The organism is Amycolatopsis sp. NPDC001319 (assembly GCF_042896185.1).
GTDB lineage: Bacteria > Actinomycetota > Actinomycetes > Mycobacteriales > Pseudonocardiaceae > Amycolatopsis.
The window spans coordinates 512,275-533,531 of record NZ_JBIAWY010000006.1; the positions used below are offsets into that span (position 1 = coordinate 512,275).

Consider the following 21,257-nt stretch of genomic DNA (forward strand, 5'->3'; position numbering starts at 1 on the left):
ACGCACCCAACGCCGCATGGGGGTGCGTTGGCCTGGGCCGGAGGGAAGCGCGGCGGTCGCGGCCCGGGCTTTACGAAGCCCGAACATTCGCCCCACACCCCTCGTACACCGGGACGAGAAGGTACTGCCCGTACCCGGAACTCACCGGTCACGAGAGGGAGAACGAACGATGCGAGGAACCACCTGGACCCGGCGGCTGGCGTTGGCGGGCGGCGGTGTCGCGGCCGGGCTGCTGGTCGCGGCGCCGCTGGCCGTGGCGGACACGAGCGCGCCGCCGGCACCCTCGAGCGCCGCGCCGATCACGCTCAGCCCCGAGGAGTCGCAGCAGGTCTGCGGCGACTGGGTGCCCAAGCTGCAGAAGCGCGCGAAGAACCTCACCGACCGCATCAACGGCGGCGCCGAGGTCGCCGGCTCCGTCGCGAACCTCAAGGCGCGCGCGGCCGACCAGAAGGCCAAGGGCCACACCGCGGCGGCCGACCGCCTGCAGAAGCGCGCGGACAAGCGCCAGAGCCGCATCGCCCAGCTCGGCGACGCGACGAACAAGCTCAACACGTTCGCCACGGCCCACTGCAAGCCCGCGGGCACGAAGTGAGGCCGGCCCGGCTCGCGGCCGCCGTCGCGGCGGCCGCGCTCGTGGCCCTCGGCTGCACCGCCTGCAACGGCGGCGACTCCGCGGCCCCGTCCAGAGGCGGCTCCCCGGCGACGAGCGAACTCAACGGCATCCAGTCGACCCTGGACAGCATCGAGTCCGACATGGCAGGCGACGGCTCGCCTTGAGCCAGGCAAGCGGCGACGCACGGTGAACCGCCCACGGCGGGCCACCGCCCGCTGTGGGCCCGCCATCAGCCGCGACGGCCCGCGCCCTCCGAACATCGCGGCGTCCGACAGCCACGCCGGCCGCAGGCCGGGCATGGCGGGTGACGGCTCCCCTCGAGCCACGACACGCGAGGGTTCACGACGAGCCGGCTGCGGCGGGCAACAGCCCGCCGCAGCCCGAACATCGTCCGCGACGGCCCGCAAGGGACATCGCGGGCGCACGACAGCCACCCGACCCGCAAGCCGGGCAGGGCAGGCGACGGCTCGCCTTGAGCCGCGTAGCCTCTGCGTCGACGTTGGCGGAGAGGGAGAACGGGAGCCCGCGATGGGGTCAGCCGGGCGGGGGCTCGTCCTCGTCGTCGAGGATGAGGCCGCGATTGCGGAGCTGGCGGCGATGTATCTGCGGCGCGACGGGTTCGGTGTCCACGTGGAGTCGGACGGTGCGGCCGCGCTGGGGGCCGTGCGGCGGCTCAAGCCGGTGGCCGTGGTGCTCGACATCGGACTGTCCGGAATGGACGGGATCGAGATCTGCAAGGCGTTGCGCGCGGCCGGCGACTGGACGCCGGTCCTGTTCGTCACCGCGCGCGACGACGAGCTCGACCGCCTGCTGGGCCTCGAGATCGGCGCCGACGACTACCTCACCAAACCCTTCAGCCCGCGCGAGCTGGCGGCGCGCGTGCGTACGGTGCTGCGCCGGGCGTCCGGGGGCACGCCGGCCGCCGAGACGTTCGAGTGCGGCGGCGCGCGCGTGGACGTGACGAGCCGCCGGGCGTGGGCGGGCGAGCAGGAGGTCACGCTGACGTCCACGGAGTTCGACCTGCTCACCCACCTCGTGCGCCACCCCGGCCGCGTGCTCTCGCGCGACCAGCTGCTGTCCGCCGTGTGGGGCTACGCGGCCGCGGCGGGCACGCGCACGGTCGACGTGCACGTGGCTCAGCTGCGCGCGAAACTCGGCGCGCACAGTCCGATCAGGACGGTGCGCGGCATCGGCTACGCGGCGGACGCCGGATGAGAGGCACGCTCGCGCTGCGCATCACGGTCGTGTGCCTCGCGGTGGCGGGGATCGCCGTGATCGTCTCGGGCCTGGTGGCGACGCGGCTCGTGCGCACCACCGCCGACACCGTGCTGCAGCAGTCGCTGAAAGCCCAGGCCGACGTGGTCGCGACGCAGCTCGACGACACCGGCATCGGCAACCGCCTCGGCGTCGGCAAGGTCGCCGACGTGGTGCGCGGCCAGGGCATCGCCGTGGTCGTCCGGCGGCCCGGCGGCCAGGACGTGGGCGACGCGACGTCGACCCGGGTGGCCGAACGCGCCGGGCTCGCGTCGGGCACGAACCAGTCGGACCGCGTGACGGTGGACGGGCAGCAGTACCTCGTGGAGGTCCGCACCGTCGGCCCGCGCGCGGCCGCGTTCGCGCTGGTCCAGCCCGCGCGCAGCGGCGAGGCGACGCAACGCGCGCTGGTGCGCAACATCGCGCTCGCGCTGGGCATCGGGCTGCTGGTCGCCGCCGTCGCCGGTTACGCGTCCGGACGGCTGCTCGGCCGGCCCCTGCGGAAGGCGGCGGCCGCGGCCGTCAGCCTGCGCACCGGCCGGCGCGACGTGCGCGTGCCGGTGGAGGGACCCGTCGAGGTCGCCGAGGTCGCGGGCTCGCTCAACGAACTCGCCGACGCCCTGGCCCACAGCGAAGCCCGCCAGCGCGAGTTCCTGCTGTCGGTGTCCCACGAGCTGCGCACCCCGCTCACCGCCGTGACCGGCTTCGCCGAGGCCATCGCCGACGGCGTCGCCGAGGGCCCCGGCGCGCGCCGCGCGGGCGAGACCATCCACCGCGAGGCCCAGCGCCTCGAACGCCTGGTCAGCGACCTGCTCGAACTCGCCCGCCTCGGCGCCGACGAGTTCCGCCTCGACCTCGCGACCCTCGACCTGGCCGCGCTCGTCGGCGACCGCGCGCAGGTCTGGCGGCTGCGCTGCGAACGCGAAACCGTGCCCCTCTACGTCGACACGCCCGCCGCCCCGGTGCTCGTCACCGCCGACGCGCGGCGCCTGCAGCAGGTGGTCGACGGCCTCGCGGAAAACGCGCTGCGCGTGACCCCGGCCGGCGCGCCGATGGTGTTCTCCCTGGTGGTGGACCAGGGCCACGCGCACCTCGCCGTGCGCGACGGCGGCCCGGGCCTCGCACCGGAGGACTACGCCGTGGCCTTCGAGCGCGGCGTGCTGAACAAGCGCTACCGCGACCGCCGCCCCGTCGGCTCCGGCATCGGCCTGGCCCTGGTCCACGGCCTGGTCGAACGCATGGGCGGCGCGCTCCGCGCCGGACCCGCCCCCGAAGGCGGCGCGGCCTTCACGATCACGCTCCCCCTCGCAGCTGCGCCGCCCGGTCCGTCACGTCCATGAGCGCCCAGTGCTCGACGATCCGCCCGTCGCGCACCCGGACCATGTCCATGCTGGTCACGGCGTACGACCGGCCGGTGGAGACCTGTGTGCCGGTGCTCGTGTAGCGGTTCACGGAAAACTCGCCGTCGCTCACGTTCTGCTCCACGCGCACCGCGAGGTCACGGAAGTCCGCGAGGAACTCGCCGCGGCTGATCGCGGCCCACTTCTCGCGCCACGCGGCGATGCCGACGTGGTCGCCCCCGGCGCCGCCGCGGTGGTCGATCACGTCCGGGTCCACGTACTTCAGGCCTTCCTCGGTGAACGCCGTCTCGACGATCCGGCGGTGCACCTCGGCCGGGGTGAGTTCGCTGCTCATGGCCGCGTACCCTAAGTGGGGAACTCCCCACTTGGCAATCCCCGAGGAGGCCGGCCGTGACACCCCGGGCCGACGCACGTGACAATCGGGCGCAGCTCGTGCGCGCCGCCCGCGAGGTGTTCGCCGCCGAGGGCAGCGACGCGCCGCTCGACCGCGTGGCCAAGCGGGCCGGCATCGGCAACGCCACGCTCTACCGCCACTTCCCCCGGCGGCGCGACCTGCTCGCGGCGGCCTACGCCGAAGAGGTCGAGACCCTGCGCGCGCAGGGCGAGGCCCTGCTGGCACACGAGGACCCCGAAGCGGCACTGTTCACGTGGCTCGGGCTCTTCCTCGACCACGTCCGGGACAAACGCGACCTCGCACTGTCCATAACGGACGATCCCGGCGGCGACCGCGAGGAGCTTTTCGCCCGCTGGCACCGGGTGATGACCGACACAGCCACCGCTCTCGCCACCCGCGCCGGTCTCGCCGAGGAGGTCGAACCGCTCGACCTGCTGGTGCTCACGACGGGAATCGCCTTGTCCGGCGCGGAAAAACCCCGCGTCGAACGGCTGCTGCGCGTGATCCGCCGGGGCAGCACCGGCCCCGGTCAGGCCGGCGCCGGCCAAGCTCGCACGGGTTAAGCTCACGCTGTGGAAATGCTGCACCTGCGCTACTTCGTGGCCGTCGCCGAAGAGTTGAACTTCTCGGCGGCCGCGCGGCGGCTCCACATGGCCGCGTCGCCGTTGAGCCAGCGGATCAAGGACCTCGAGCACGAGCTCGGCCAGAAGCTGTTCGACCGCAGCACGCACCACGTCACCCTCACCGCCGCGGGCACCGCGTTGCTGCCGATCGCGCGCGACGTGCTGGAGCAGGTGAACTCCATCCCGTGGCGGCTGCGCGAGGCTGCGAAACCCCAGCGCAGCACCGTGTTCCTCGGCATGCCCGCGGGCGTGCACCCGGACCTGCGCGACCGCGTGACGGCGCTGGCCGAGCGGGTGCGCGAGCGGTTCGAGCTCAAGCGGTGGCCCGGCGCCAGCCCCGACCTCGTCGACGCCGTGCTCGACGGGCGGCTCGCGCTGACGCTGGCGCGCGTGCCCGTGACCCATCCGGCGCTCGAAGCGCTGCCGGCGATGTCGGAACGGCTCGGCGCCGTGGTGCCCGCCGACCAGTTCACCGGCCGCGAGTCGGTGAGCCTGGCCGAGCTGTCCGGGTTCGCCTACATCTCCTCCCCCGAGGAATCGACGCCGGCTTATTTCGAGCAGCTCGACCACCAATTGATGTCGCTCGGTATCAAAAAACGGCTCAAGCCGGGGAACACCGGATATTCGGGCGTCTCGGAAATCATTTCCTCAGGGCTGGCGTTTTCCATTTCCATGCTCGACGAGGACAGCCCCATGCACCTCTACCGGCTCGAGAACGTCGCCGTGCTCCCCTTCACCGATTTCCGGCCCGAGCTGGAGACCAACCTGCTCTGGCGACGTGACCGGGGCGACAGCGGCGACCTGGCCGAGCTCGTCGCCGCCGCGCGCGAGATCTTCGCCGAACCGCTGACCAGCTGAAACAGCGCAAGAATGGTATGATCGCTGCGGTCATACCATTCTTCGCGACATGATCATTCCCTTTCTTCACCTGCGCCACTAACTTCGGTGGCAGAGCAAGAACAGCAGGTGCGAAAGGATCGAAGATGGACGAGCAGAACACCGCCACCGGACCGCTGGACGGGGTGCGCGTGATCGACCTCTCGACCGTGGTGATGGGCCCGTACGCGGCGCAGATCCTCGGTGACCTGGGCGCCGACGTGATCAAGATCGAGTCCCCCGCCGACACCGTCCGGGTGGGCCAGTACCGCACCACGCCGGGGATGACCCCGCTCAACCTCAACGTGAACCGCAACAAGCGCAGCGTCGCCCTGAACCTCAAGGACGCCGGCGAGCGCGAGCAGGCGCTGGCGCTGATCGACACCGCCGACGTGCTGATCACCAACATGCGCCCCGGCGCCCTGGCGCGGCTCGGCATGGACTACGCCGAGGTCGCGAAGCGCAACCCGGGCCTGATCTACGCCCACGCGCAGGGCTTCCGCAGCGACTCCGACCGCGCCGGCAACGCCGCGTACGACGAGACCGTGCAGGCCGCCTCGGGCCTGGTCGACATCGCGAACCGCGCGATCGGCAAACCGGTCTACCTGCCGACCATCCTGGGCGACAAGGTTTCCTCGCTGACGATCGTCTACACCGTGCTCGCCGCGCTGCACCACCGCGACCGCACCGGTGCCGGCCAGCGGATCGAGATCCCGATGACCGACACGCTCATCGCGTTCAACCTCGTGGAGCACCTCGCCGGGCACGTGTTCGAGCCGGCGCAGGGCCCCACGGGCTTCCCGCTCTCGATGTCGCAGGGCCACCGCGCCGCGCCGACGAAGGACGGCCTCGCCTGCGTGATCCCCTACAACCCGCAGAACTTCCGCGACTTCTTCGCCGCGGCCGGGCGCGCCGACCTCGTCGAGGACCCGCGCGTGAACGGCGAGGCGATCGACAACGCCGACGTCGACGCCCTCGCGGAGCTCATCGACGAGTGCGCCCCCGCGCTCACCACCGCCGAATGGGCCGAGGTCTGCGCCAAGCACAGCATCCCGTTCGCGCCGGTCCTCGAACTGGACCACGCCCACGAAGACGACTACGTCCGCGAAGGCCACCTGCTCGACACCGTCGAGCACCCGACCGAGGGCACCATCCGCACGGTCGGCATCCCCGTGCGCTTCTCCGCCACGCCCGGCTCGATCCGCCGCCCGGCCCCGGTCGCCGGCCAGGACACCGCCGAGGTCCTCGCGGAACTCGCGAGCCGCTGAACCCCGGTCACAGAGCACCAGTCGCAGAAAAGAAGTGACGTCATGACCACCGAAGTGCGCACCGAACGGATCGGTACCACGCTGCTGATCACGATCGACCGCCCGCAGGCCCGCAACGCCGTGAACGCGGTTGTAGCGGCCGGGCTGGCGGAAGCGCTGGACACGCTGGAGGGCGACCCGACGCTGCGGGCGGGTGTCCTCACCGGCGCCGAGGGCACCTTCAGCGCCGGCATGGACCTCAAGGCCGCGCTGGCCGGCGAAAGCCCGGAGATCCCGGGCCGCGGGTTCGGCGGGCTGACCGAGGCCGAGCTGACCAAGCCGCTGATCGCCGCGGTCGAGGGCTGGGCCATGGGCGGCGGGTTCGAGCTCGCGCTGGGCTGCGACCTGATCGTCGCCGCCGAAGACGCGAAGTTCGGGCTGCCCGAGGTGAAACGCGGCCTCGTCGCCGCCGGCGGCGGCCTGATCCGCCTGCCCAAGCGCCTCCCCCACCACCTCGCGATGGAGCTGCTGCTGACGGGCGAGCCGATCACCGGCCGCCGAGCCGGCGAGCTCGGCTTGGCCAACCGCGTGGTCGCGGCCGGCGAAGCGCCTGCCGTCGCCCTGCAGCTGGCCGAGCTGGTCACGCGGAACGCGCCGCTGGCGCTGGCCGCCGTGAAGAAGATCGTGCGCGCCGCCGACGGGGTTCCCGAGCCCCGGGCGTTCGCCGCGCAGCGGGAAGAGCTCAAGACCCTGATGACCTCCGCCGACGTCCGCGAGGGCATGACCGCCTTCGCCGAGCGCCGCGCGCCCCAGTGGACCGGACGGTGACGACCATGAAGCAAGAAGACGTCCTGCGGCACGTGACCACGCCGCTCGTGAACCCCGCGTTCGCGCCGATGGTGCCGCGGTTCACCGACCGCGAGTACCTCAACATCGTCTACCGCACCGACCCCGAGGCCCTGCGCGCCGTCGTGCCGGAACCCCTGCGGATCGAAGAGCCGCTCGTGCGCTTCGAGGTCATGAAGATGGGCGACGTGAGCGGCTACGGCCCCTACATCGAGTCGGGCCAGGCCATCCCGGTCACCTTCGACGGTGAGCGCGGCGAGTACCTGCACGCGATGTACCTCGACAACTTCCCGGCCACCGCGTCGGGCCGCGAGGTCAGCGCCTACCCGAAGACCATCGGGGCGCCGAACCTCTATGTCGACAACGGCGCGCTCGTCGGCACTCTCGATTACGGCACGCTGCGCGTGGCCACCGCGACCATGGGCTACAAGCACTTCTCGCTGGACGTCGAGGACGCCGAAGCCCAGATCACCGTGCCGACGTTCATGCTGAAGATCATCCCCGGCTACGACGGCGCGCCCCGCGTGATGGAGCTCGTCCGCACCGAGATCACCGACGTCGTCGTGAAGGAGGCCTGGACCGGCCCCGCGCGGCTGCAGCTGTTCGAGCACGTGCTCGCCCCGCTGGCCGACCTTCCGGTGCGCGAGATCGTCTCCGCGAGCCACATCCTCACCGACCTGACCCTCGCCCCCGTCACGCCGGTCCACGACTACCTGAAGGGAGCACAGCGATGAGCACCGAATTCCGCACCGCAGCCGTGATCGGAGCCGGCACGATCGGCCTGTCCTGGACCGCGCTGTTCGCCGGCCACGGCCTCACCGTCAAGGTCAGCGACCCGCGCCCCGACCTCGCCGAGGCCGTCGCGAACGCCCTGGCCGAGGTCACCCCGCACCTCGCCGCGCAGGGCCTCGACGTCGAAGGAATCGCCGACCGCGTGCAGATCGCCGACAGTGTCGCCGACGCCGTGCGGGACGCCGACGTGGTGCAGGAGAACGGCCCGGAGAGCGTCGAGTTCAAAAAGGACCTGTTCGCCACACTGGTGGAAGCCGCGCCGAAGCACGCGCTACTGCTGAGCTCGTCGTCGGCGATCCCGTCGACCGCCTTCACCGGCGAGCTGGCCGACGCGAGCCGCGTCCTCATCGGACACCCGTTCAACCCGCCGCACCTCATCCCGCTCGTGGAGGTCGTGCCGGGCGAGCGCACCGGCGAGGACGCCACCCAGGCGGCCGTCGACTTCTACACCTTCCTCGGCCGCGTGCCGGTGGTGGAACGCAAGGAGATCCCCGGCTTCGTCGGCAACCGCCTGCAGAACGCGCTGAGCCGCGAGGCGATCTACCTCGTCGAGCAGGGTGTGGTCACGCCCGAGGACCTCGACAAGGTGATGACCAACTCACTCGGCATCCGCTGGGCCACGGTCGGGCCGTTCCTCGGCTCGCACCTGGGCGGCGGCCCCGGCGGCTACCGGCACATGGCCGAGCACATCGGCCCGTCGATGAAGAAGATGTGGGCCGGCCTCGGGCAGCCCTCGCAGACCCCGGAAGAAACCGAACGGCTCGTCGAAGCCGTCGAAAAGGCTTACGGCTCCTCCACGTACTCGCAACTCGCCGAGGCGCGCGACCGCAAGCAGATCGCAGTCCTGTCCGCATTGGACGCTGCTCGCAAGGAGGAGAACTGACATGACCACCACTCTCGAAGACCAGCTCGTCGCCGACTTCTACGACTACGAAACCCTGCTGAGCGACGAAGAGCGCAAGCTGCTCGTCAAGGCCCGCGGCTTCATGCGCGACGAGGTCAAGCCGCTGGTGAACGAGAACTGGGCCGCCGGCACCTTCCCGAAGGAGCTCATCGCGAAGTTCCGCGAGAGCGGCCTCGCGGGCCTGCCGTATGAGGGCTACGGCGAGCACCGCGCCGCCACCAGCCACCTGCTCACCGGCATGATGGCGATGGAGATGAGCCGCACCGACGCGTCGGTCGCCACGTTCTTCGGTGTCCACAACGGACTCGCGATGTACTCGATCTACTCCGGCGGCAGCCAGGAACAGCGCGACCGCTGGCTCCCCGAGATGGCCGCGATGGACAAGATCGGCGCGTTCGCGATGACCGAGCCGCTCGGCGGGTCCGATGTGGCCGGTGGCATGCGCACCACCGCCAATAAGGACGGCGACTCCTGGATCCTCAACGGGGCCAAGCGCTGGATCGGCAACGCGACCTTCGCCGACTACGTGGTGGTCTGGGCGCGCGACGTCGACGACGACAACGTGAAGGGCTTCGTCGTCGAGAAGGGCACGCCGGGCTTCTCGCCGGTGAAGATCGAGAACAAGATCGCGTTCCGCATCGTCGAGAACGCCGAGATCACCCTCACCGACGTGCGGGTACCGGAAGCCAACCGCCTGCAGGGCATCGACTCCTTCCGCGACGTCGCGGAGATCCTGCGCGCCACCCGCGGCGGGGTCGCGTGGCAGGCGCTGGGTGTGATGATCGGCGCTTACGAGCTCGCGCTGGACTACGCCAAGGAGCGCAAGCAGTTCGGCCGTCCGATCGCGCGGTTCCAGCTGGTGCAGGACCTGCTGGTGAAGAGCCTCGGCAACATCACCGCGTCGTGGGGCATGCTCGTGCAGCTGGCCCGCCTGCAGGACGCCGGGATCTTCAAGGACGAGCACTCCTCGCTCGCAAAGGCCTTCGTCACCTCGCGGATGCGTGAGGTCGTGGCCTGGGGCCGGGAGATCTTCGGCGGCAACGGCATCGTGCTCGACCACGACATCGCGCGGTTCTTCGCCGACGCGGAGGCCATCTACTCCTTCGAGGGCACCCGCGAGATGAACACGCTCATCGTGGGCAAGGCGATCACGGGGCAGAGCGCGTTCGTCTGAGTCTGAGTCAGTTCACGCAGCCGGTGGCGTTCGACGTCACCGGCTGTTGTGGCGTGCCGGCGGTGGAGGTGTCCGAAGGCGGGTTCACCGGCAACGTGGCGGCGATCGGCCGAACGCCGCCGTGGCTGCCCGCGGTGGTGGTCGGGTCCGTCTTGCCGGTGCCGCCGGAGGCCGACACCGACGACGAGCCCAGCTGGTCCTGCACGAACGTCTTGACCTGCTGCGGGTCCACCTTCACCGCGTCGCCGTCGGCCGGCGTGGCCAGGGAAAGGCTCTGCACCGGGATCGTGACGAACCCGATGGTGCCGGAGCTGATGCCGTGCAGCTGCTGGGCGAAGCTCAGCACGTCCCAGCCCTTGTCGAGCACGACCGAACCCTGCAGCGCGTCGACGAGCGCCGACAGCTTGTCCGGGCTGGTCAGCGTGCCGGAGCCGAGCACGTTCTTCGCCATGCCGGCGAGGAACGCCTGCTGGCGCGCGATGCGGTCGAGGTCGCCGTTGGGCAGGCCGTGGCGCTGCCGCACGAACGCGAGCGCCTGCGCGCCGGACAGCGTCTGCGGGCCGGCCGGGAAGTTCGCGCCGGAGTAGGTGTCGTGCACCGGGTTGTTCAGGCACACCTGCACGCCGCCGACGGCCTGGCTCAGCGCCGCGAACCCGGCGAGGTTCACCGCCGCGTAGTGGTTGATCGTGAGCCCGGTGAGCTTCTCGACGGTGGCGATCGCGGACTTCGCGCCTTCGGCGTCGGCGGCGACCTCGAGCTGCGGCCCGCTGAGCCCCTGGCCCGACAGGTGCGAGCGCGCGGACGCCCGCGCCCGGCTGTAAGCCGAGTTGATCTTGTGCTTGCCGTAACCCGGGACGTCCACATAGGAGTCACGCGGGATGGAGATCGCCGTGGCGGCCGCGCCGCCCGCCGGCACGTGCACCACGATCATGGTGTCGGTGGTGCTGCCGCCGTCGTCGCTGCTGCCGGCGTGCAACGAGTCGAGCACGTTCTGTGGCAACGGGTTCCCGTTGGCGTCGGTGCGCGAGTCGAGCCCGACCAGGAGGATGTTCTGCGCCACCTGCAGCGGTTGTCCGGTCGGTGTCTCGGGAACCTGCGCGGCGGGCGGGATGACGTCGGCCGTGACGATCCCGGTGTCGAGCCGGTGCAGCTGCGACCACGCGTACCCGGTGGCACCCAGCACCAGCGTCGACACCACCCCCAGCACGACACGGCCGCCGATCCGGCGGCCCCGGGACGTGAGCAGCACGACAGAATCCCCTTGCTTCCCCGAAAGAGCCCGAGTGGGCCTGTCTTCGAGGATCACCGCGTTAGCTGGGAATAGCCTGAGAATCCTGTCGCAAAAATGTGATGATGCCCGTTCGGCCGACCGCCGCTGGGCCGAAAGTGAGCTGTGCCACGGAGTTTCGCGACACCGCGTGGCAGTTCGGGCACGGGGAGCGCTCAGCGCGGCATGCGCCGCCACACCGCGCGCGGCAGCAGGCGCATCACCGCGAAGACCGGACGGAGCACTCCTGGCACCCAGACGACTGCGCGCTGTCGCCGCAGCGCCGCGACGGTCGCGTCGGCCACCTGGTCGGGCGTGCTGGAGAACGGCGCCGGCGACATGCCCTCGGTCATCCGGCCGATCACGAAGCCGGGCCGCACGAGCAGCAGGTGCACGCCGGTGCCGTGCAGCGCGTCGGCCAGCCCGCAGGCGAAGCCGTCGAGGCCGGCCTTGGCCGAGCCGTAGACGTAGTTGGCGCGCCGCACGCGGACGCCGGCGACGGAGGAGAACACGACGAGGCTGCCCGAGCCCTGCGCGCGCAGCAGTTCCGCCGCGTGGGTGAGCACGGCCACCTGGGCGACGTAGTCGGTGTGCACGATGGCCGCTGCGTGCTCGGCGTCGGTCTCCGCGCGGGCCTGGTCGCCGAGGATGCCGAAGGCCAGCACGACGACGTCGAGCGGACCGTGCTCGGCGACCACGCGGTCGAGGAACGGCCGGTGCCCGGCCAGGTCGTCGGCGTCGAACCCGGCGGTCTCGACCACCTCGGCACCGGCCGTCCGCAGCGTCGCGACCTGCTCACCCAGGTCGGCCCCCGGGCGGGCGGCCAGCACGAACCGCTTCGCCCCGCCCGCGGCGAGCCGCTGCGCGACCGCCGTCCCGATCTCGCTGCGTCCGCCCAGCACCAGCACCGTTCCGCTCACGCGCGGCAGTCTGCCAGCCCGGCGCCGGGGCCGCCCGGGGTGGCCTGTTTCACAAACTGCAACTTTGCAGATTGTGAAAGTTTCGCGTTACGCTCTTCAGCGTGTCCTCTCCTGGCCTGCGCGAGCGGAAGAAGCTCGAAACCCACCGCACGCTCTCGACGGTCGCCGTGCGCCTCGTCGGCGAACGCGGTCTGGACCACGTGACGGTGGAGGACATCGCCGCGGAGGCCGGGGTTTCCGCGCGCACCTTCTTCAACTACTTCGCGTCCAAAGAGGACGCCGTGGTCATCGCCCACGCCGACCGGGCCGAGCGCAGCCGGCGCCTCATCGACCGGCTCACCGCGATGCCGCCGGAGCTGAGCACGCTCGAGGCCGTGGTCGCCGCCGCGCGCGACGACCTCGCCGAGATCGACGAGAACCGCGACGAGTGGCTCACGCGAATCCGGATCATCAAGGAAAACCCGGGCCTCACACTGCGCGCCCTGTCCCTCGGCACCGACGTCGTCGAACCCACCGTCGCCGCGATCGCCCGCCGCAGCGGCACCGACCCGGCGACGGACCTCTTCCCGTCACTGCTGTTCTCCGCCTTCGGCTCCGCGATCAACGCCTCCCTCATGCTCTGGCGCGACCTCGGCGGCTCGCGCCCACTGCTCGACCTCGTCGACGAAGCGGTGGCCACGCTGGCCACCGGACTCGCCGATCCGCACTGACTCGAAACCGCACTGCCCCGAACCGCCACGACCGCGATCGCAACACCCGCCACTCGACCCGCCCGCCACTCCGCCGCATCACCTGGCAAGCCGCAGTACATCCAGCACCAACCAACGCGCACCACTCCGCCGCATCCGACCACGACACCCGACACCGCCTGATCAAGCCGGCCTGACCCCAGACCGCGTCGACCCGCATTGACCGCTCCGAACCGCCAGGCATGGCATGCCACCGCACCGCACACCACACCCGATGCCGCGCTTCACCCCTGGCCCAAGCCGGCCCGACCGCAGACCGGGCCGGGCGCGCTGAACCGCACGCCACCGTTCTCCACCGAACCCGCGCTCGACCCGAACCGGGCCGAGCCGACCACCCCACCCACCCGAGTACTCCGAGGGGATCTCTCCATGACCGTGTCCGAAACCGAGGCGCCCGCCGCCTCGGGGGCGATGAGCCGGCAGCAGGTGCTGCAGGCGATGTCGGGGCTGATGATGGGCATCTTCGTCGCCATCCTCGCCTCCACTGTGGTGGCCAACGCGCTGCCGCGGATCGTGTCCGAGCTGGGTGGTTCGCAGTCGTCCTACACGTGGGTGGTGACCACGGAGCTGCTCGCGATGACGGCGACGGTTCCGTTGTGGGGCAAGCTGTCCGACCTTTACAACAAGAAGCTGCTGATCCAGCTGTCGCTCGGGTTGTTCGTGGTGGGCTCGCTGGTGGCGGGCTTCGCGCCGAACATCGAGCTGCTCATCGTGAGCCGCGTGGCGCAGGGTATCGGCGGTGGCGGCCTGACGGCGCTGGCGCAGGTGATCATGGCGGCGATCGTGTCGCCGCGGGAGCTGGGCAAGTTCTCCGGCATCTTCGGCGCCGTGTTCGCCGTGGGCACCGTGGCCGGGCCGCTGATCGGCGGCGTGCTCGTGGACACCTCGTGGCTCGGCTGGCGCTGGTGCTTCTTCCTCGGCGTGCCGTTCGCGCTCGCCGCGATCCTGCTGCTGCAGCGCACGCTGAAGCTGCCGACGATCCGGCGCGAGGCGCACGTGGACTGGCTCGGGGCGTTCCTGATCATGCTCGGGGTGTCCACTTTGCTCGTGTGGTCGTCGCTGGCCGGCTCGACGTTCGCGTGGGGCTCCTGGCAGACCGGCGTGCTCGTGCCGGTGGGTGTCGTGGTGCTGGCGCTCGCGGTGTTCGTGGAGACGAAGGTCCGCGAGCCGATCATCCCGCTGCGCCTGTTCCGCAACCGCACGGTCTCGCTGACCACGATCGCCAGCTTCTTCGTGGGTGTCGCGATGTTCGGCGGCACGGTGTTCCTCTCGCAGTACTTCCAGCTCTCGCTCGGCAAGTCGCCGACGGTCGCCGGCCTGATGAGCCTGCCGATGATCTTCGGGCTGCTGGTGTCCTCGACCGTGTCGGGTCAGCTGATCAGCCGCACCGGGCGGTGGAAGGGGCACCTGATCCTGGGTGCCGTGCTGCTGACCGCGGGCCTGGGGCTGCTCGGGCTCATCGACGCGCACACCAGCGTGCTGGAGCTGAGCCTGTTCATGCTCGTGCTGGGCGTCGGCGTCGGCATGCTCATGCAGAACCTGGTGCTGGTGACGCAGAACGACGTGCCTGCCACCGACCTCGGCGCGGCGACCTCCACGCTGTCGTTCTTCCGCAGCCTGGGCGGCTCGATCGGCGTGAGCGCGCTGGGCGCGGTGCTGGCCAACCGGGTCACGGCGCTGATCACCGAGGGCCTCGGCCCGATGCCGGGGATGAGCAGCAGCGGCAGCGAGAAGGTGCCGAACCTGGCCGACCTGCCCGCGCCGATCGCGAACGTGATCCGCGAGGCCTACGGCACCGCGACGAGCGACCTGTTCCTCATCGCCGCGCCGATCGCGCTGCTCGTGGTAGTGGCGGTGGCGTTCCTCAAGCACCTGCCGCTGAAGACCCAGAGCGGTCTCGAGCGGCTCGCGGAAGAGGCCGCCTGAGCTACGGTTCTCCGCGTGGACGACGACTTCGGCACGCTCCTCGAACGGCACCGGCGCGAGATCCGGGTGCACTGCTACCGGATGAGCGGCTCGTTCGCCGACGCCGAGGACCTCACGCAGGAGGCGTTCCTGCGGGCGTGGAAGGGCCGGAGCGGGTTCGAGGGCCGGGCGAGCGTGCGGACGTGGCTGTACCGCATCGCCACCAACGTGTGCCTCGACGCCCTGGCCCGCCGGCCCCGTCGCGTCCTGCCGGACGAGCTGGGCGCGGCCGCCGACCCGGCCGGCACCCCGGCCGCGCTCGACGTGCCGTGGCTCGGCCCGATCTCCGACAACCTGCTGGACGTCGCGGCGCCGGACGACACCGGCGCCGCGGTGGTCGAGCGCGAGACGATCGAGCTCGCGTTCCTCGCCGCCATCCAGCACCTGCCGCCCCGGCAGCGGGCGGCGCTGGTCCTGCGTGACGTGCTGGACTGGTCGGCCAAGGACACGGCGGCGGTGCTGGAGACGTCGGTGGCCTCGGCGAACAGCGCGCTGCAACGGGCCCGCGAAACGCTGCGTACGCACTTGCCCGCGCGCCGTGCCGAGTGGGCTTCCGCCGGGACGACCACGGCTGAAGAAGCCGAGCTGCTGCGCCGGCTCATCGCCGCGTACGAAGCGGGCGACCCGAACGCGGTGGCGGAGCTGCTGCGCGAGGACGCGCGCGCCGTGATGCCGCCCTACGCGCTCTGGTTCGACAGCCGGGAGCGGATCATCGCCGCGCTGCGCACGAGCATGGACGAGCGGTCGCCGTACTTCACGGGCTGGTTCCGGATGGTCGCGGTGCGTGCGAATCGGCAGCCCGCGGTTGCCACGTGGGTGCGCCGGCCCGGGGAGAGCGGATTCCGCCGGTTCGGCATCAGCGTGCTCACGGTGGAGCACGGATTGGTCACGGCGATGGCGGCGTTCGAAACGGCGTCGTTCGAGCCGTACGGATTACCGGAGACGCTCCCGGAATGACCGCCGGGCAAAAAAAGCGCCCGGGTGGGTGACCTCGATCAGGTCGCCCACCCGGGCGCAAGCCGGTCCCCGTGGGGATTTCCGGGAAAGTCTCGCCTTCGCCTCCGGGAATGGTCACCGGCACGCGGTCAGGCGGCTTGATGCCGTTCGGCGGCGGAGCGGGTGCGGACCAGCTTGCGGCGCTCCAGCTCGGTGGTTCCCCCGAAGATGCCGTTGTCCAGCCCGTTGTCCAGGGCGTAGGAAAGGCACGCTTCGCGAACCGGGCAGCGCGCGCAGACCGCCTTGGCCTCGCCGACCTGACGGGCTCCGGGGCCGACGTCCGAAATCGGGAAGAACAGTTCCGGATCCTCGTCCTGGCAGGCTGCGCGGGACAGCCAGCCGGTGCTCGTGAGTTCCATTGTTGCGTTTCACCTCCTGTCGAACATTGTCTTTTCTCGGTCAACCGACTTCTCCGGGCGCACGGCGCAGCACAACTCGCAAGGAGCTGTACAGCTCGGGTGACGCTCAGTGGGCTTCCGGCCGACCCGCAGGCGCCCCACATTCAGGGGCCAGCGGACGACCGAAGTTCCAACTTACCACCGACGGCGGTTGTTCCTCAGCGTTACGGGCCCAGCTCACACTGATCTTTTTGGCGCTCGGGGAGAGGTACCCGCGCGATCGCGTCGTCACACGTGGTGCCGACATCGAATCGTTACACCTGGCGCCGTCCTCACCGCACCTGTCCTACGGCAGCGCGGACCGGACGGGGGTGGGAGTGGACGAGTTCGACGGGTTCTTCCGCGCCGAGTTCCCGCCTCTGGTGGCCTTCGGCTGCAAGCTGGGCCTCGACCCGGCAGTGGCGCGCGAGGCCGCCGTGGACGCGCTGTCGCACGAGGCGCAGGTGTGGCCGACGGGCGATCCGCGCGCGCGGGTGCGGGTGGCCGTCCAGGGGTTCGCCGGGGAGCACGTCCCGGCGGACGACGGTCTGACCGCGCTCGTCGAGCGGAACGCCCTGGGGGTCGAGCTGCTCGCGACGCTGCCGGACACGCAGCGCACCGTGCTGGCGTGGTCGCTCGACGGGTTCGCCCCGGCCGCCATCGGGACGGCCCTCGGGATGCCGGCCAGCACGGTGCGCTCGAACCTGCGCCACGCGCGCGAACGGCTCAACCGCCGCGTGTCGTCGTGGCCCGATTTGCCGGCCTTGCCGGATGGGGAGGACGCCCTCGTGACCCTGCTGCTGGAAGCCGACGCGACGCTGACCGGAGCCCTGCGGCGGGGCCTCGACGTCGAAGCGACGCTCCGGCACGTGAAGTCCCGCACCGGCCCGCGCTTCCCCGACCACTGGCACCACCTCGACGGCCCGGTCGCCGCCGCCATGGCGGGCGACCGGCTCGCCGCGGCGCAGCTGCTGGAAACCGTCCGCCCCCTGGTCGTCCGCTACTGCCGCGGCCGCCTCGGCGGCCCCGACCGCGCCTACGTCTCCGCCGACGACGTGGCCCAGGACGTGTGCGCCGCGCTGCTCGCCGCCCTCCCCACCTACCGCGACCAGGGCCGTCCCTTCCTGGCCTTCGTGTACGGCATCGCGCAGCACAAGGTCGCCGACGCCCACCGCGCGGCCGCCCGCAACCGCACCGACCCGGTCCCCGACCCGCCCGACCGCACGGACACCGCCGACGGCCCCGAGCAACACGCCCTGCGCACCGAACTCACCACCCGCCTGGCGCGCCTGCTGGACGTGCTGCCGGACCGCCAGCGCGAGATCGTCCTGCTGCGCGTGGTGGTCGGCCTGACCGCGGAGGAGACGGCCGAAGCGGTGGGCTCCTCACCGGGCGCCGTGCGCGTCTCCCAGCACCGCGCCTTGCTGCGGCTGCGGAACCTGCTCAACGGCAGGCAGGGGTGACCTGCCTGCCGCAGCGGTGGGTCAGAAACTCCCACGCGCCGAGCGAATGCGGCGGCGCGGTCACCCACGCCTGTTCGAAGAGGGGCGCGATCTTCCCTGCTCCGAGCACCGACGGGCGGGTGCGTCACCCATATCGGTGACCTTGAACGGTCCCTGGCACTAGTGGTCCCGCCACCCGCTGGACGCGCACGCGCAAGTCCGAGCCGGCGGTCCCGACACCGCTCAGTTGCGGCGGGCGACGAAGACAGCTCCCTAAAGCCAGTCCGCGGCCGAATCGATCACTCCTCCCCGAGCTTCGCCACCACGAAATCCGCCAGTGCCGCCGCCGGGCCTTCCGTCGCGTCGCGGAGCAGGAGCATGAACTCCACCGGGCCCGGGTCCGGGAGGCCGAGGTGGGCCGGGAGTTCGAGCAGGCCGTCGGGGACGAGGCTGCGGGCGTGGACGGTGATGCCGAGGCCGGCGGCCGCCGCGGCGCGAAGGCCGGTGAGGCTGGAGGTGAGGCAGGCGGCGCGCCATTCGAGGCCGGCGCGTTCGAGGGCCTCGACGGCGAGCTGGCGGGTCACCGAGGGCATGGGGTACTGCACGAGCGGCACGGGCTGGCCCGGTTCGAGCACCGTGGCCGTCGAGCCGATCCACACCAGGGGTTCGCGCCGGAGGACGCGGCCGGGGCCGGGGGCGCCGGGGCGGCGTTTGCCGAGCACGAGGTCGAGGCGGCCCTCGGCGAGGCGGCGGGCGAGCACATCGGACAGTTCGACGTGGAGCTCCACGTCCACGAGCGGGTGGCTGCGGCGCAGCCGGCGCAGGATCTCGGGCACCTCGTCGAGCACGAAGTCCTCGGACACTCCGAAGCGGACGCGCCCGCGCACCTGGGTGCCGCGGAAGTGACGGGAGGCGCGCTCCTCGGTGTCCACAATGGTCTGGGCGAAGCCCAGCATCGCCTGCCCGCGCGCGGTGAGGTCGACGGCGTGGGTGTCGCGTTGGAACAGCAGCCCGCCGGCTTCCTTTTCGAGGCGCCGGATGTGCTGGCTGACTGTGGGCTGGCCCACACCCAGCCTCCGGGCCGCTGCGGTGAAGCTGCGGGTTTCGGCCACCGCGAGGAAGGAGCGGCACAGGCGCGAATCCAGCATGCGTCACATCTTATCGGCGCCCACAATGACAGTGAGTACGGTGATCGGGGTTCCGAATGACCGTGCCGCACCGGAGAATCGGGTGGGAAAGGAGTTCCATGACGACCGTGTTCGCCCCGCTGACCCGCCCCGTTTCCGCACTGCTGGCCAAGCTGCGGATCGACCCGTTCATCGCCGCCATCCTGCTGACGGTGGGCGTCGCGTCGCTCCTGCCCGCCTCGGGCGGCACCGCCACCGGCTTCGGGATCGCGGCGAACATCGCGGTGGGACTGTTGTTCTTCCTCTACGGCGCAAGGCTTTCGAGCCAGGAAGCCATCGACGGCCTGAAACACTGGCGCCTGCACGTCACTGTGCTGTCCGCCACATTCGTGCTGTTCCCCTTGCTGGGCCTCGCCGCCTCGTTCCTCTCCCCCGGGCTGCTCACCTCGCCGCTCTACACCGGCGTGCTGTTCCTGTGCCTGCTGCCGTCCACGGTGCAGTCGTCGATCGCGTTCACCTCGATCGCGAAGGGCAACGTCGCGGCCGCCATCTGCAGCGCGTCGGTGTCGAACCTGCTCGGCATCGTGCTGACGCCGCTGCTCGTCGCGCTGCTGCTCTCGACCGACGGCCCCGGCGTGAGCGGGCAGGCGGTGCTGGACATCGTGCTGCAGCTGCTCGTGCCGTTCGTGGCCGGCCAGCTCGCGCGCCGCTGGATCGGCGGCTGGGTCAGCCGCCACTCGGCGCCGCTGAAGCTCGTGGACCGCGGCTCGATCCTGCTCGTCGTCTACACCGCCTTCAGCGCGGGCATGACCGAGGGCATCTGGCACCAGCTCAACCTCGGCCCGCTGTTCGTGCTGCTGGGCGTGTGCGTGGTGCTGCTCGCCGCCGTGCTGACGACCACGAGCGTCGGCGCGCGCCTGCTCGGTTTCGACCGCGCCGACCGCATCACGATCGTGTTCTGCGGCTCCAAGAAGAGCCTGGCCAGTGGCCTGCCGATGGCCACCGTGCTCTTCGGCCACGGCCAGGTCGGCCTGATCGTGCTGCCGCTGATGCTGTTCCACCAGATCCAGCTGATCGTGTGCGCCGCGATGGCCCGCCGCTACGCCCGCCAGGCGGCGGCCGACGAGCCGAGTGAGGTCGTTCCCGCCGAAGTCGGCTGATCCCCGGAACGGGTCACCCGATCGTGGCGTCTCCGGACAATTGTGCACGGTCGGCTCAGGGACCCGGGACTATCAGGCAACCGCGCAGTTCGGGGCCAGGCTGACGGCTCGGCGCTGCTAGCGTGCCAATGTGAGTAATCCGTTGATCGCGCAGACCCAGGACTCGACGAAGGCCTATTCCGGGATTTCACTCCTGGAATAGGCCAACGACCTTTCCACCGCCATCGAGTCGGGCGACTGGGCGTCGGTCGCCATGGGCGCGGTCGGCACGGCGCTGGACGCGTTGTCCGTGGCGATGGATCCGTTCGGCGCGATTCTCGCGGCGGGCGTCTCCTGGCTGATGGAACACGTCGGCCCGCTCAAGGACGCGCTCAACGGGCTCACCGGCAACGCGGATCAGATCAAAGCCCAATCGGAGACCTGGGCCAACGTCGCCAAAGAACTCGGCAGCGTCTCCTCGGACCTGACCGACGCGATCAACGCCGACCTGCAGTCCTGGTCCGGATCCGCCTCGGACGCCTACCGGCAGCGGGGACAGGACCTGGCGACGTCGCTGCAGGCGGCGCAGAAGGGCTGCGAAGGTGCCTCGTCCGGGGTGAAGACCGCCGGTGAAGTCGTCGCCGCGGTCCGCACGCTGGTGCGCGACATCATCTCCGAGCTCATCGGCCACATGATCAGCTGGGCCCTGCAGGTCGTGTTCACCCTCGGCATCGGCCTCGCCTGGGTCGTCCCGCAGGTCGTCAGCGCCGTCGCGAAAACGGCCTCGCAAATCACCGGACTGGTCACCAAACTGGTCAAAGCCCTCAAAGCACTCGTGCCGCTGCTGAAGAAAGCCGGCACGCTGTTCGAAGACGCGGGGAAGGCGTTCAAGGGTCTCAAGGGCGGCAAGGTCGCCCCGCCGCCCAAGACCAAAGACCTGAGCGGCACGCCGAAGGCCCCGCCTGTGAAAACGCCCGGCGGCGACGGGGGCGGCACTCCCAAGGGCGGCGGCTACGAAGGCACCCCCCAAGGACTACACCCCACCCCCGGGCAAATCGGGTGCGGACGACTCCACGAAAAGCTCCGGATACGAGGGCAATCCGAAGGACTACACACCGCCGCCCGGCAAATCGAGCGGCGACGACAGCACCTCCGCCTCCGGGTACTCCGGCGACGCCAAGGACTACACCC

The 21,257-nt window shown here is 71.1% G+C and carries 22 protein-coding genes and 1 pseudogene; 17 read left to right on the forward strand and 6 right to left on the reverse strand.

What is annotated here, in order from left to right:
• Positions 1 to 169: 169 nt before the first annotated feature.
• The 4 genes from ACFY1H_RS25840 (at position 170) to ACFY1H_RS25855 (ending at position 3,207) form a co-directional block, all read left to right on the forward strand.
• Positions 170 to 592, forward strand: a complete 423-nt coding sequence (locus tag ACFY1H_RS25840) for a hypothetical protein (RefSeq protein ID WP_386950306.1) — start codon at positions 170 to 172, stop codon at positions 590 to 592.
• Entirely contained in the window at positions 589 to 777 is a 189-nt protein-coding gene (locus tag ACFY1H_RS25845) for a hypothetical protein (protein WP_366582257.1), read from the forward strand. The genes ACFY1H_RS25840 and ACFY1H_RS25845 overlap by 4 nt, the downstream gene beginning before the upstream one ends.
• A 364-nt stretch (positions 778 to 1,141) precedes the next feature.
• On the forward strand, positions 1,142 to 1,828 hold the full coding sequence (locus ACFY1H_RS25850; protein ID WP_366582258.1) for a response regulator transcription factor: 687 nt from the start codon (positions 1,142 to 1,144) through the stop codon (positions 1,826 to 1,828).
• Positions 1,825 to 3,207, forward strand: coding sequence for an ATP-binding protein (locus ACFY1H_RS25855; RefSeq protein WP_386950310.1), 1,383 nt, complete (start codon positions 1,825 to 1,827; stop codon positions 3,205 to 3,207). Before ACFY1H_RS25850 ends, ACFY1H_RS25855 begins: the two co-directional genes overlap by 4 nt.
• Here ACFY1H_RS25855 and ACFY1H_RS25860 read toward each other — a convergent pair.
• The gene (locus ACFY1H_RS25860) at positions 3,161 to 3,562 is read right to left on the reverse strand and encodes an ester cyclase (protein ID WP_366582260.1); all 402 of its coding nucleotides are present in this window, start codon (positions 3,560 to 3,562) and stop codon (positions 3,161 to 3,163) included. The two genes, ACFY1H_RS25855 and ACFY1H_RS25860, sit on opposite strands and share 47 nt — an antisense overlap.
• Before the next feature lie 56 nt (positions 3,563 to 3,618).
• On the opposite strand from ACFY1H_RS25860, the gene ACFY1H_RS25865 reads away from it, so the two are divergent.
• From ACFY1H_RS25865 to ACFY1H_RS25895, 7 genes are all read left to right on the forward strand, one after another.
• Positions 3,619 to 4,185, forward strand: coding sequence for a TetR/AcrR family transcriptional regulator (locus tag ACFY1H_RS25865; RefSeq protein WP_386950314.1), 567 nt, complete (start codon positions 3,619 to 3,621; stop codon positions 4,183 to 4,185).
• 9 nt (positions 4,186 to 4,194) lie between these two features.
• Positions 4,195 to 5,103 carry a LysR family transcriptional regulator gene (locus tag ACFY1H_RS25870; RefSeq protein ID WP_386950317.1) on the forward strand — a complete coding sequence of 303 codons (909 nt, stop codon included), beginning with the start codon at positions 4,195 to 4,197 and terminating at the stop codon, positions 5,101 to 5,103.
• Positions 5,104 to 5,228: 125 nt separating this feature from the next.
• Entirely contained in the window at positions 5,229 to 6,389 is a 1,161-nt protein-coding gene (locus tag ACFY1H_RS25875; RefSeq protein WP_366582263.1) for a CoA transferase, read from the forward strand.
• A gap of 42 nt (positions 6,390 to 6,431) precedes the next feature.
• Complete coding sequence (locus ACFY1H_RS25880) at positions 6,432 to 7,196, forward strand: crotonase/enoyl-CoA hydratase family protein (RefSeq protein WP_386950320.1); 765 nt, start codon at positions 6,432 to 6,434, stop codon at positions 7,194 to 7,196.
• A gap of 5 nt (positions 7,197 to 7,201) precedes the next feature.
• Entirely contained in the window at positions 7,202 to 7,948 is a 747-nt protein-coding gene (locus ACFY1H_RS25885) for an acetoacetate decarboxylase (RefSeq protein ID WP_386950323.1), read from the forward strand.
• A complete protein-coding gene (locus ACFY1H_RS25890; protein ID WP_386950326.1) occupies positions 7,945 to 8,889 on the forward strand; it encodes a 3-hydroxyacyl-CoA dehydrogenase NAD-binding domain-containing protein in 945 nt (314 codons plus the stop codon). Before ACFY1H_RS25885 ends, ACFY1H_RS25890 begins: the two co-directional genes overlap by 4 nt.
• Position 8,890: 1 nt before the next feature.
• Positions 8,891 to 10,084, forward strand: coding sequence for an acyl-CoA dehydrogenase family protein (locus ACFY1H_RS25895; RefSeq protein WP_386950329.1), 1,194 nt, complete (start codon positions 8,891 to 8,893; stop codon positions 10,082 to 10,084).
• Between the two features lie 7 nt (positions 10,085 to 10,091).
• On the opposite strand, the gene ACFY1H_RS25900 is transcribed toward ACFY1H_RS25895, so the two are convergent.
• The gene (locus ACFY1H_RS25900) at positions 10,092 to 11,333 is read right to left on the reverse strand and encodes an LCP family protein (protein ID WP_366582268.1); all 1,242 of its coding nucleotides are present in this window, start codon (positions 11,331 to 11,333) and stop codon (positions 10,092 to 10,094) included.
• 194 nt (positions 11,334 to 11,527) lie between these two features.
• The gene (locus tag ACFY1H_RS25905) at positions 11,528 to 12,271 is read right to left on the reverse strand and encodes an SDR family NAD(P)-dependent oxidoreductase (protein WP_386950333.1); all 744 of its coding nucleotides are present in this window, start codon (positions 12,269 to 12,271) and stop codon (positions 11,528 to 11,530) included.
• Positions 12,272 to 12,372: 101 nt separating this feature from the next.
• Here ACFY1H_RS25905 and ACFY1H_RS25910 point away from each other — a divergent pair, with 101 nt between their 5' ends.
• The 3 genes from ACFY1H_RS25910 to ACFY1H_RS25920 all read left to right on the forward strand — a co-directional run bounded on the left by ACFY1H_RS25910 (position 12,373) and on the right by ACFY1H_RS25920 (position 15,942).
• On the forward strand, positions 12,373 to 12,981 hold the full coding sequence (locus ACFY1H_RS25910; RefSeq protein WP_366582270.1) for a TetR/AcrR family transcriptional regulator: 609 nt from the start codon (positions 12,373 to 12,375) through the stop codon (positions 12,979 to 12,981).
• 408 nt (positions 12,982 to 13,389) lie between these two features.
• Entirely contained in the window at positions 13,390 to 14,946 is a 1,557-nt protein-coding gene (locus ACFY1H_RS25915) for an MDR family MFS transporter (RefSeq protein WP_386950337.1), read from the forward strand.
• Positions 14,947 to 14,961: 15 nt separating this feature from the next.
• Positions 14,962 to 15,942 (forward strand): RNA polymerase subunit sigma-70, encoded by a 981-nt coding sequence (locus tag ACFY1H_RS25920; RefSeq protein ID WP_386950340.1) that lies wholly within the window; start codon positions 14,962 to 14,964, stop codon positions 15,940 to 15,942.
• A 128-nt stretch (positions 15,943 to 16,070) separates the two neighbouring features.
• Here ACFY1H_RS25920 and ACFY1H_RS25925 read toward each other — a convergent pair whose 3' ends face one another.
• Entirely contained in the window at positions 16,071 to 16,340 is a 270-nt protein-coding gene (locus tag ACFY1H_RS25925) for a WhiB family transcriptional regulator (protein WP_285974314.1), read from the reverse strand.
• Between the two features lie 518 nt (positions 16,341 to 16,858).
• Here ACFY1H_RS25925 and ACFY1H_RS25930 point away from each other — a divergent pair.
• Together ACFY1H_RS25930 and shbA are read left to right on the forward strand one after the other, a co-directional pair.
• Positions 16,859 to 17,074: pseudogene (locus ACFY1H_RS25930) on the forward strand (sigma factor-like helix-turn-helix DNA-binding protein); the annotation flags it as partial.
• A 222-nt stretch (positions 17,075 to 17,296) separates the two neighbouring features.
• On the forward strand, positions 17,297 to 17,821 hold the full coding sequence (gene shbA / locus ACFY1H_RS25935; protein WP_386950541.1) for an RNA polymerase sigma factor ShbA: 525 nt from the start codon (positions 17,297 to 17,299) through the stop codon (positions 17,819 to 17,821).
• 278 nt (positions 17,822 to 18,099) lie between these two features.
• Here the strand turns inward: shbA and ACFY1H_RS25940 are convergent, their stop codons facing one another.
• Positions 18,100 to 18,948, reverse strand: coding sequence for a LysR substrate-binding domain-containing protein (locus tag ACFY1H_RS25940; RefSeq protein WP_366582274.1), 849 nt, complete (start codon positions 18,946 to 18,948; stop codon positions 18,100 to 18,102).
• 98 nt (positions 18,949 to 19,046) lie between these two features.
• On the opposite strand from ACFY1H_RS25940, the gene ACFY1H_RS25945 reads away from it, so the two are divergent.
• Positions 19,047 to 20,087 carry a bile acid:sodium symporter family protein gene (locus ACFY1H_RS25945; RefSeq protein ID WP_366582275.1) on the forward strand — a complete coding sequence of 347 codons (1,041 nt, stop codon included), beginning with the start codon at positions 19,047 to 19,049 and terminating at the stop codon, positions 20,085 to 20,087.
• Between the two features lie 187 nt (positions 20,088 to 20,274).
• On the opposite strand, the gene ACFY1H_RS25950 is transcribed toward ACFY1H_RS25945, so the two are convergent.
• On the reverse strand, positions 20,275 to 21,096 hold the full coding sequence (locus ACFY1H_RS25950) for a hypothetical protein (protein ID WP_386950345.1): 822 nt from the start codon (positions 21,094 to 21,096) through the stop codon (positions 20,275 to 20,277).
• Positions 21,097 to 21,257: the final 161 nt, after the last annotated feature.

Bases quoted from the DNA above. Each gene is read 5' to 3' on its own strand.
- ACFY1H_RS25840 (WP_386950306.1), top strand. From the start codon at position 170: ATGCGAGGAACCACCTGGACCCGGCGGCTGGCGTTGGCGGGCGGCGGT.
- ACFY1H_RS25850 (WP_366582258.1), top strand. From the start codon at position 1,142: ATGGGGTCAGCCGGGCGGGGGCTCGTCCTCGTCGTCGAGGATGAGGCC.
- ACFY1H_RS25855 (WP_386950310.1), top strand. From the start codon at position 1,825: ATGAGAGGCACGCTCGCGCTGCGCATCACGGTCGTGTGCCTCGCGGTG.
- ACFY1H_RS25860 (WP_366582260.1), bottom strand. From the start codon at position 3,562: ATGAGCAGCGAACTCACCCCGGCCGAGGTGCACCGCCGGATCGTCGAG.
- ACFY1H_RS25875 (WP_366582263.1), top strand. From the start codon at position 5,229: ATGGACGAGCAGAACACCGCCACCGGACCGCTGGACGGGGTGCGCGTG.
- ACFY1H_RS25880 (WP_386950320.1), top strand. From the start codon at position 6,432: ATGACCACCGAAGTGCGCACCGAACGGATCGGTACCACGCTGCTGATC.
- ACFY1H_RS25885 (WP_386950323.1), top strand. From the start codon at position 7,202: ATGAAGCAAGAAGACGTCCTGCGGCACGTGACCACGCCGCTCGTGAAC.
- ACFY1H_RS25890 (WP_386950326.1), top strand. From the start codon at position 7,945: ATGAGCACCGAATTCCGCACCGCAGCCGTGATCGGAGCCGGCACGATC.
- ACFY1H_RS25895 (WP_386950329.1), top strand. From the start codon at position 8,891: ATGACCACCACTCTCGAAGACCAGCTCGTCGCCGACTTCTACGACTAC.
- ACFY1H_RS25915 (WP_386950337.1), top strand. From the start codon at position 13,390: ATGACCGTGTCCGAAACCGAGGCGCCCGCCGCCTCGGGGGCGATGAGC.
- ACFY1H_RS25925 (WP_285974314.1), bottom strand. From the start codon at position 16,340: ATGGAACTCACGAGCACCGGCTGGCTGTCCCGCGCAGCCTGCCAGGAC.
- shbA (WP_386950541.1), top strand. From the start codon at position 17,297: ATGGCGGGCGACCGGCTCGCCGCGGCGCAGCTGCTGGAAACCGTCCGC.
- ACFY1H_RS25940 (WP_366582274.1), bottom strand. From the start codon at position 18,948: ATGCTGGATTCGCGCCTGTGCCGCTCCTTCCTCGCGGTGGCCGAAACC.
- ACFY1H_RS25945 (WP_366582275.1), top strand. From the start codon at position 19,047: ATGACGACCGTGTTCGCCCCGCTGACCCGCCCCGTTTCCGCACTGCTG.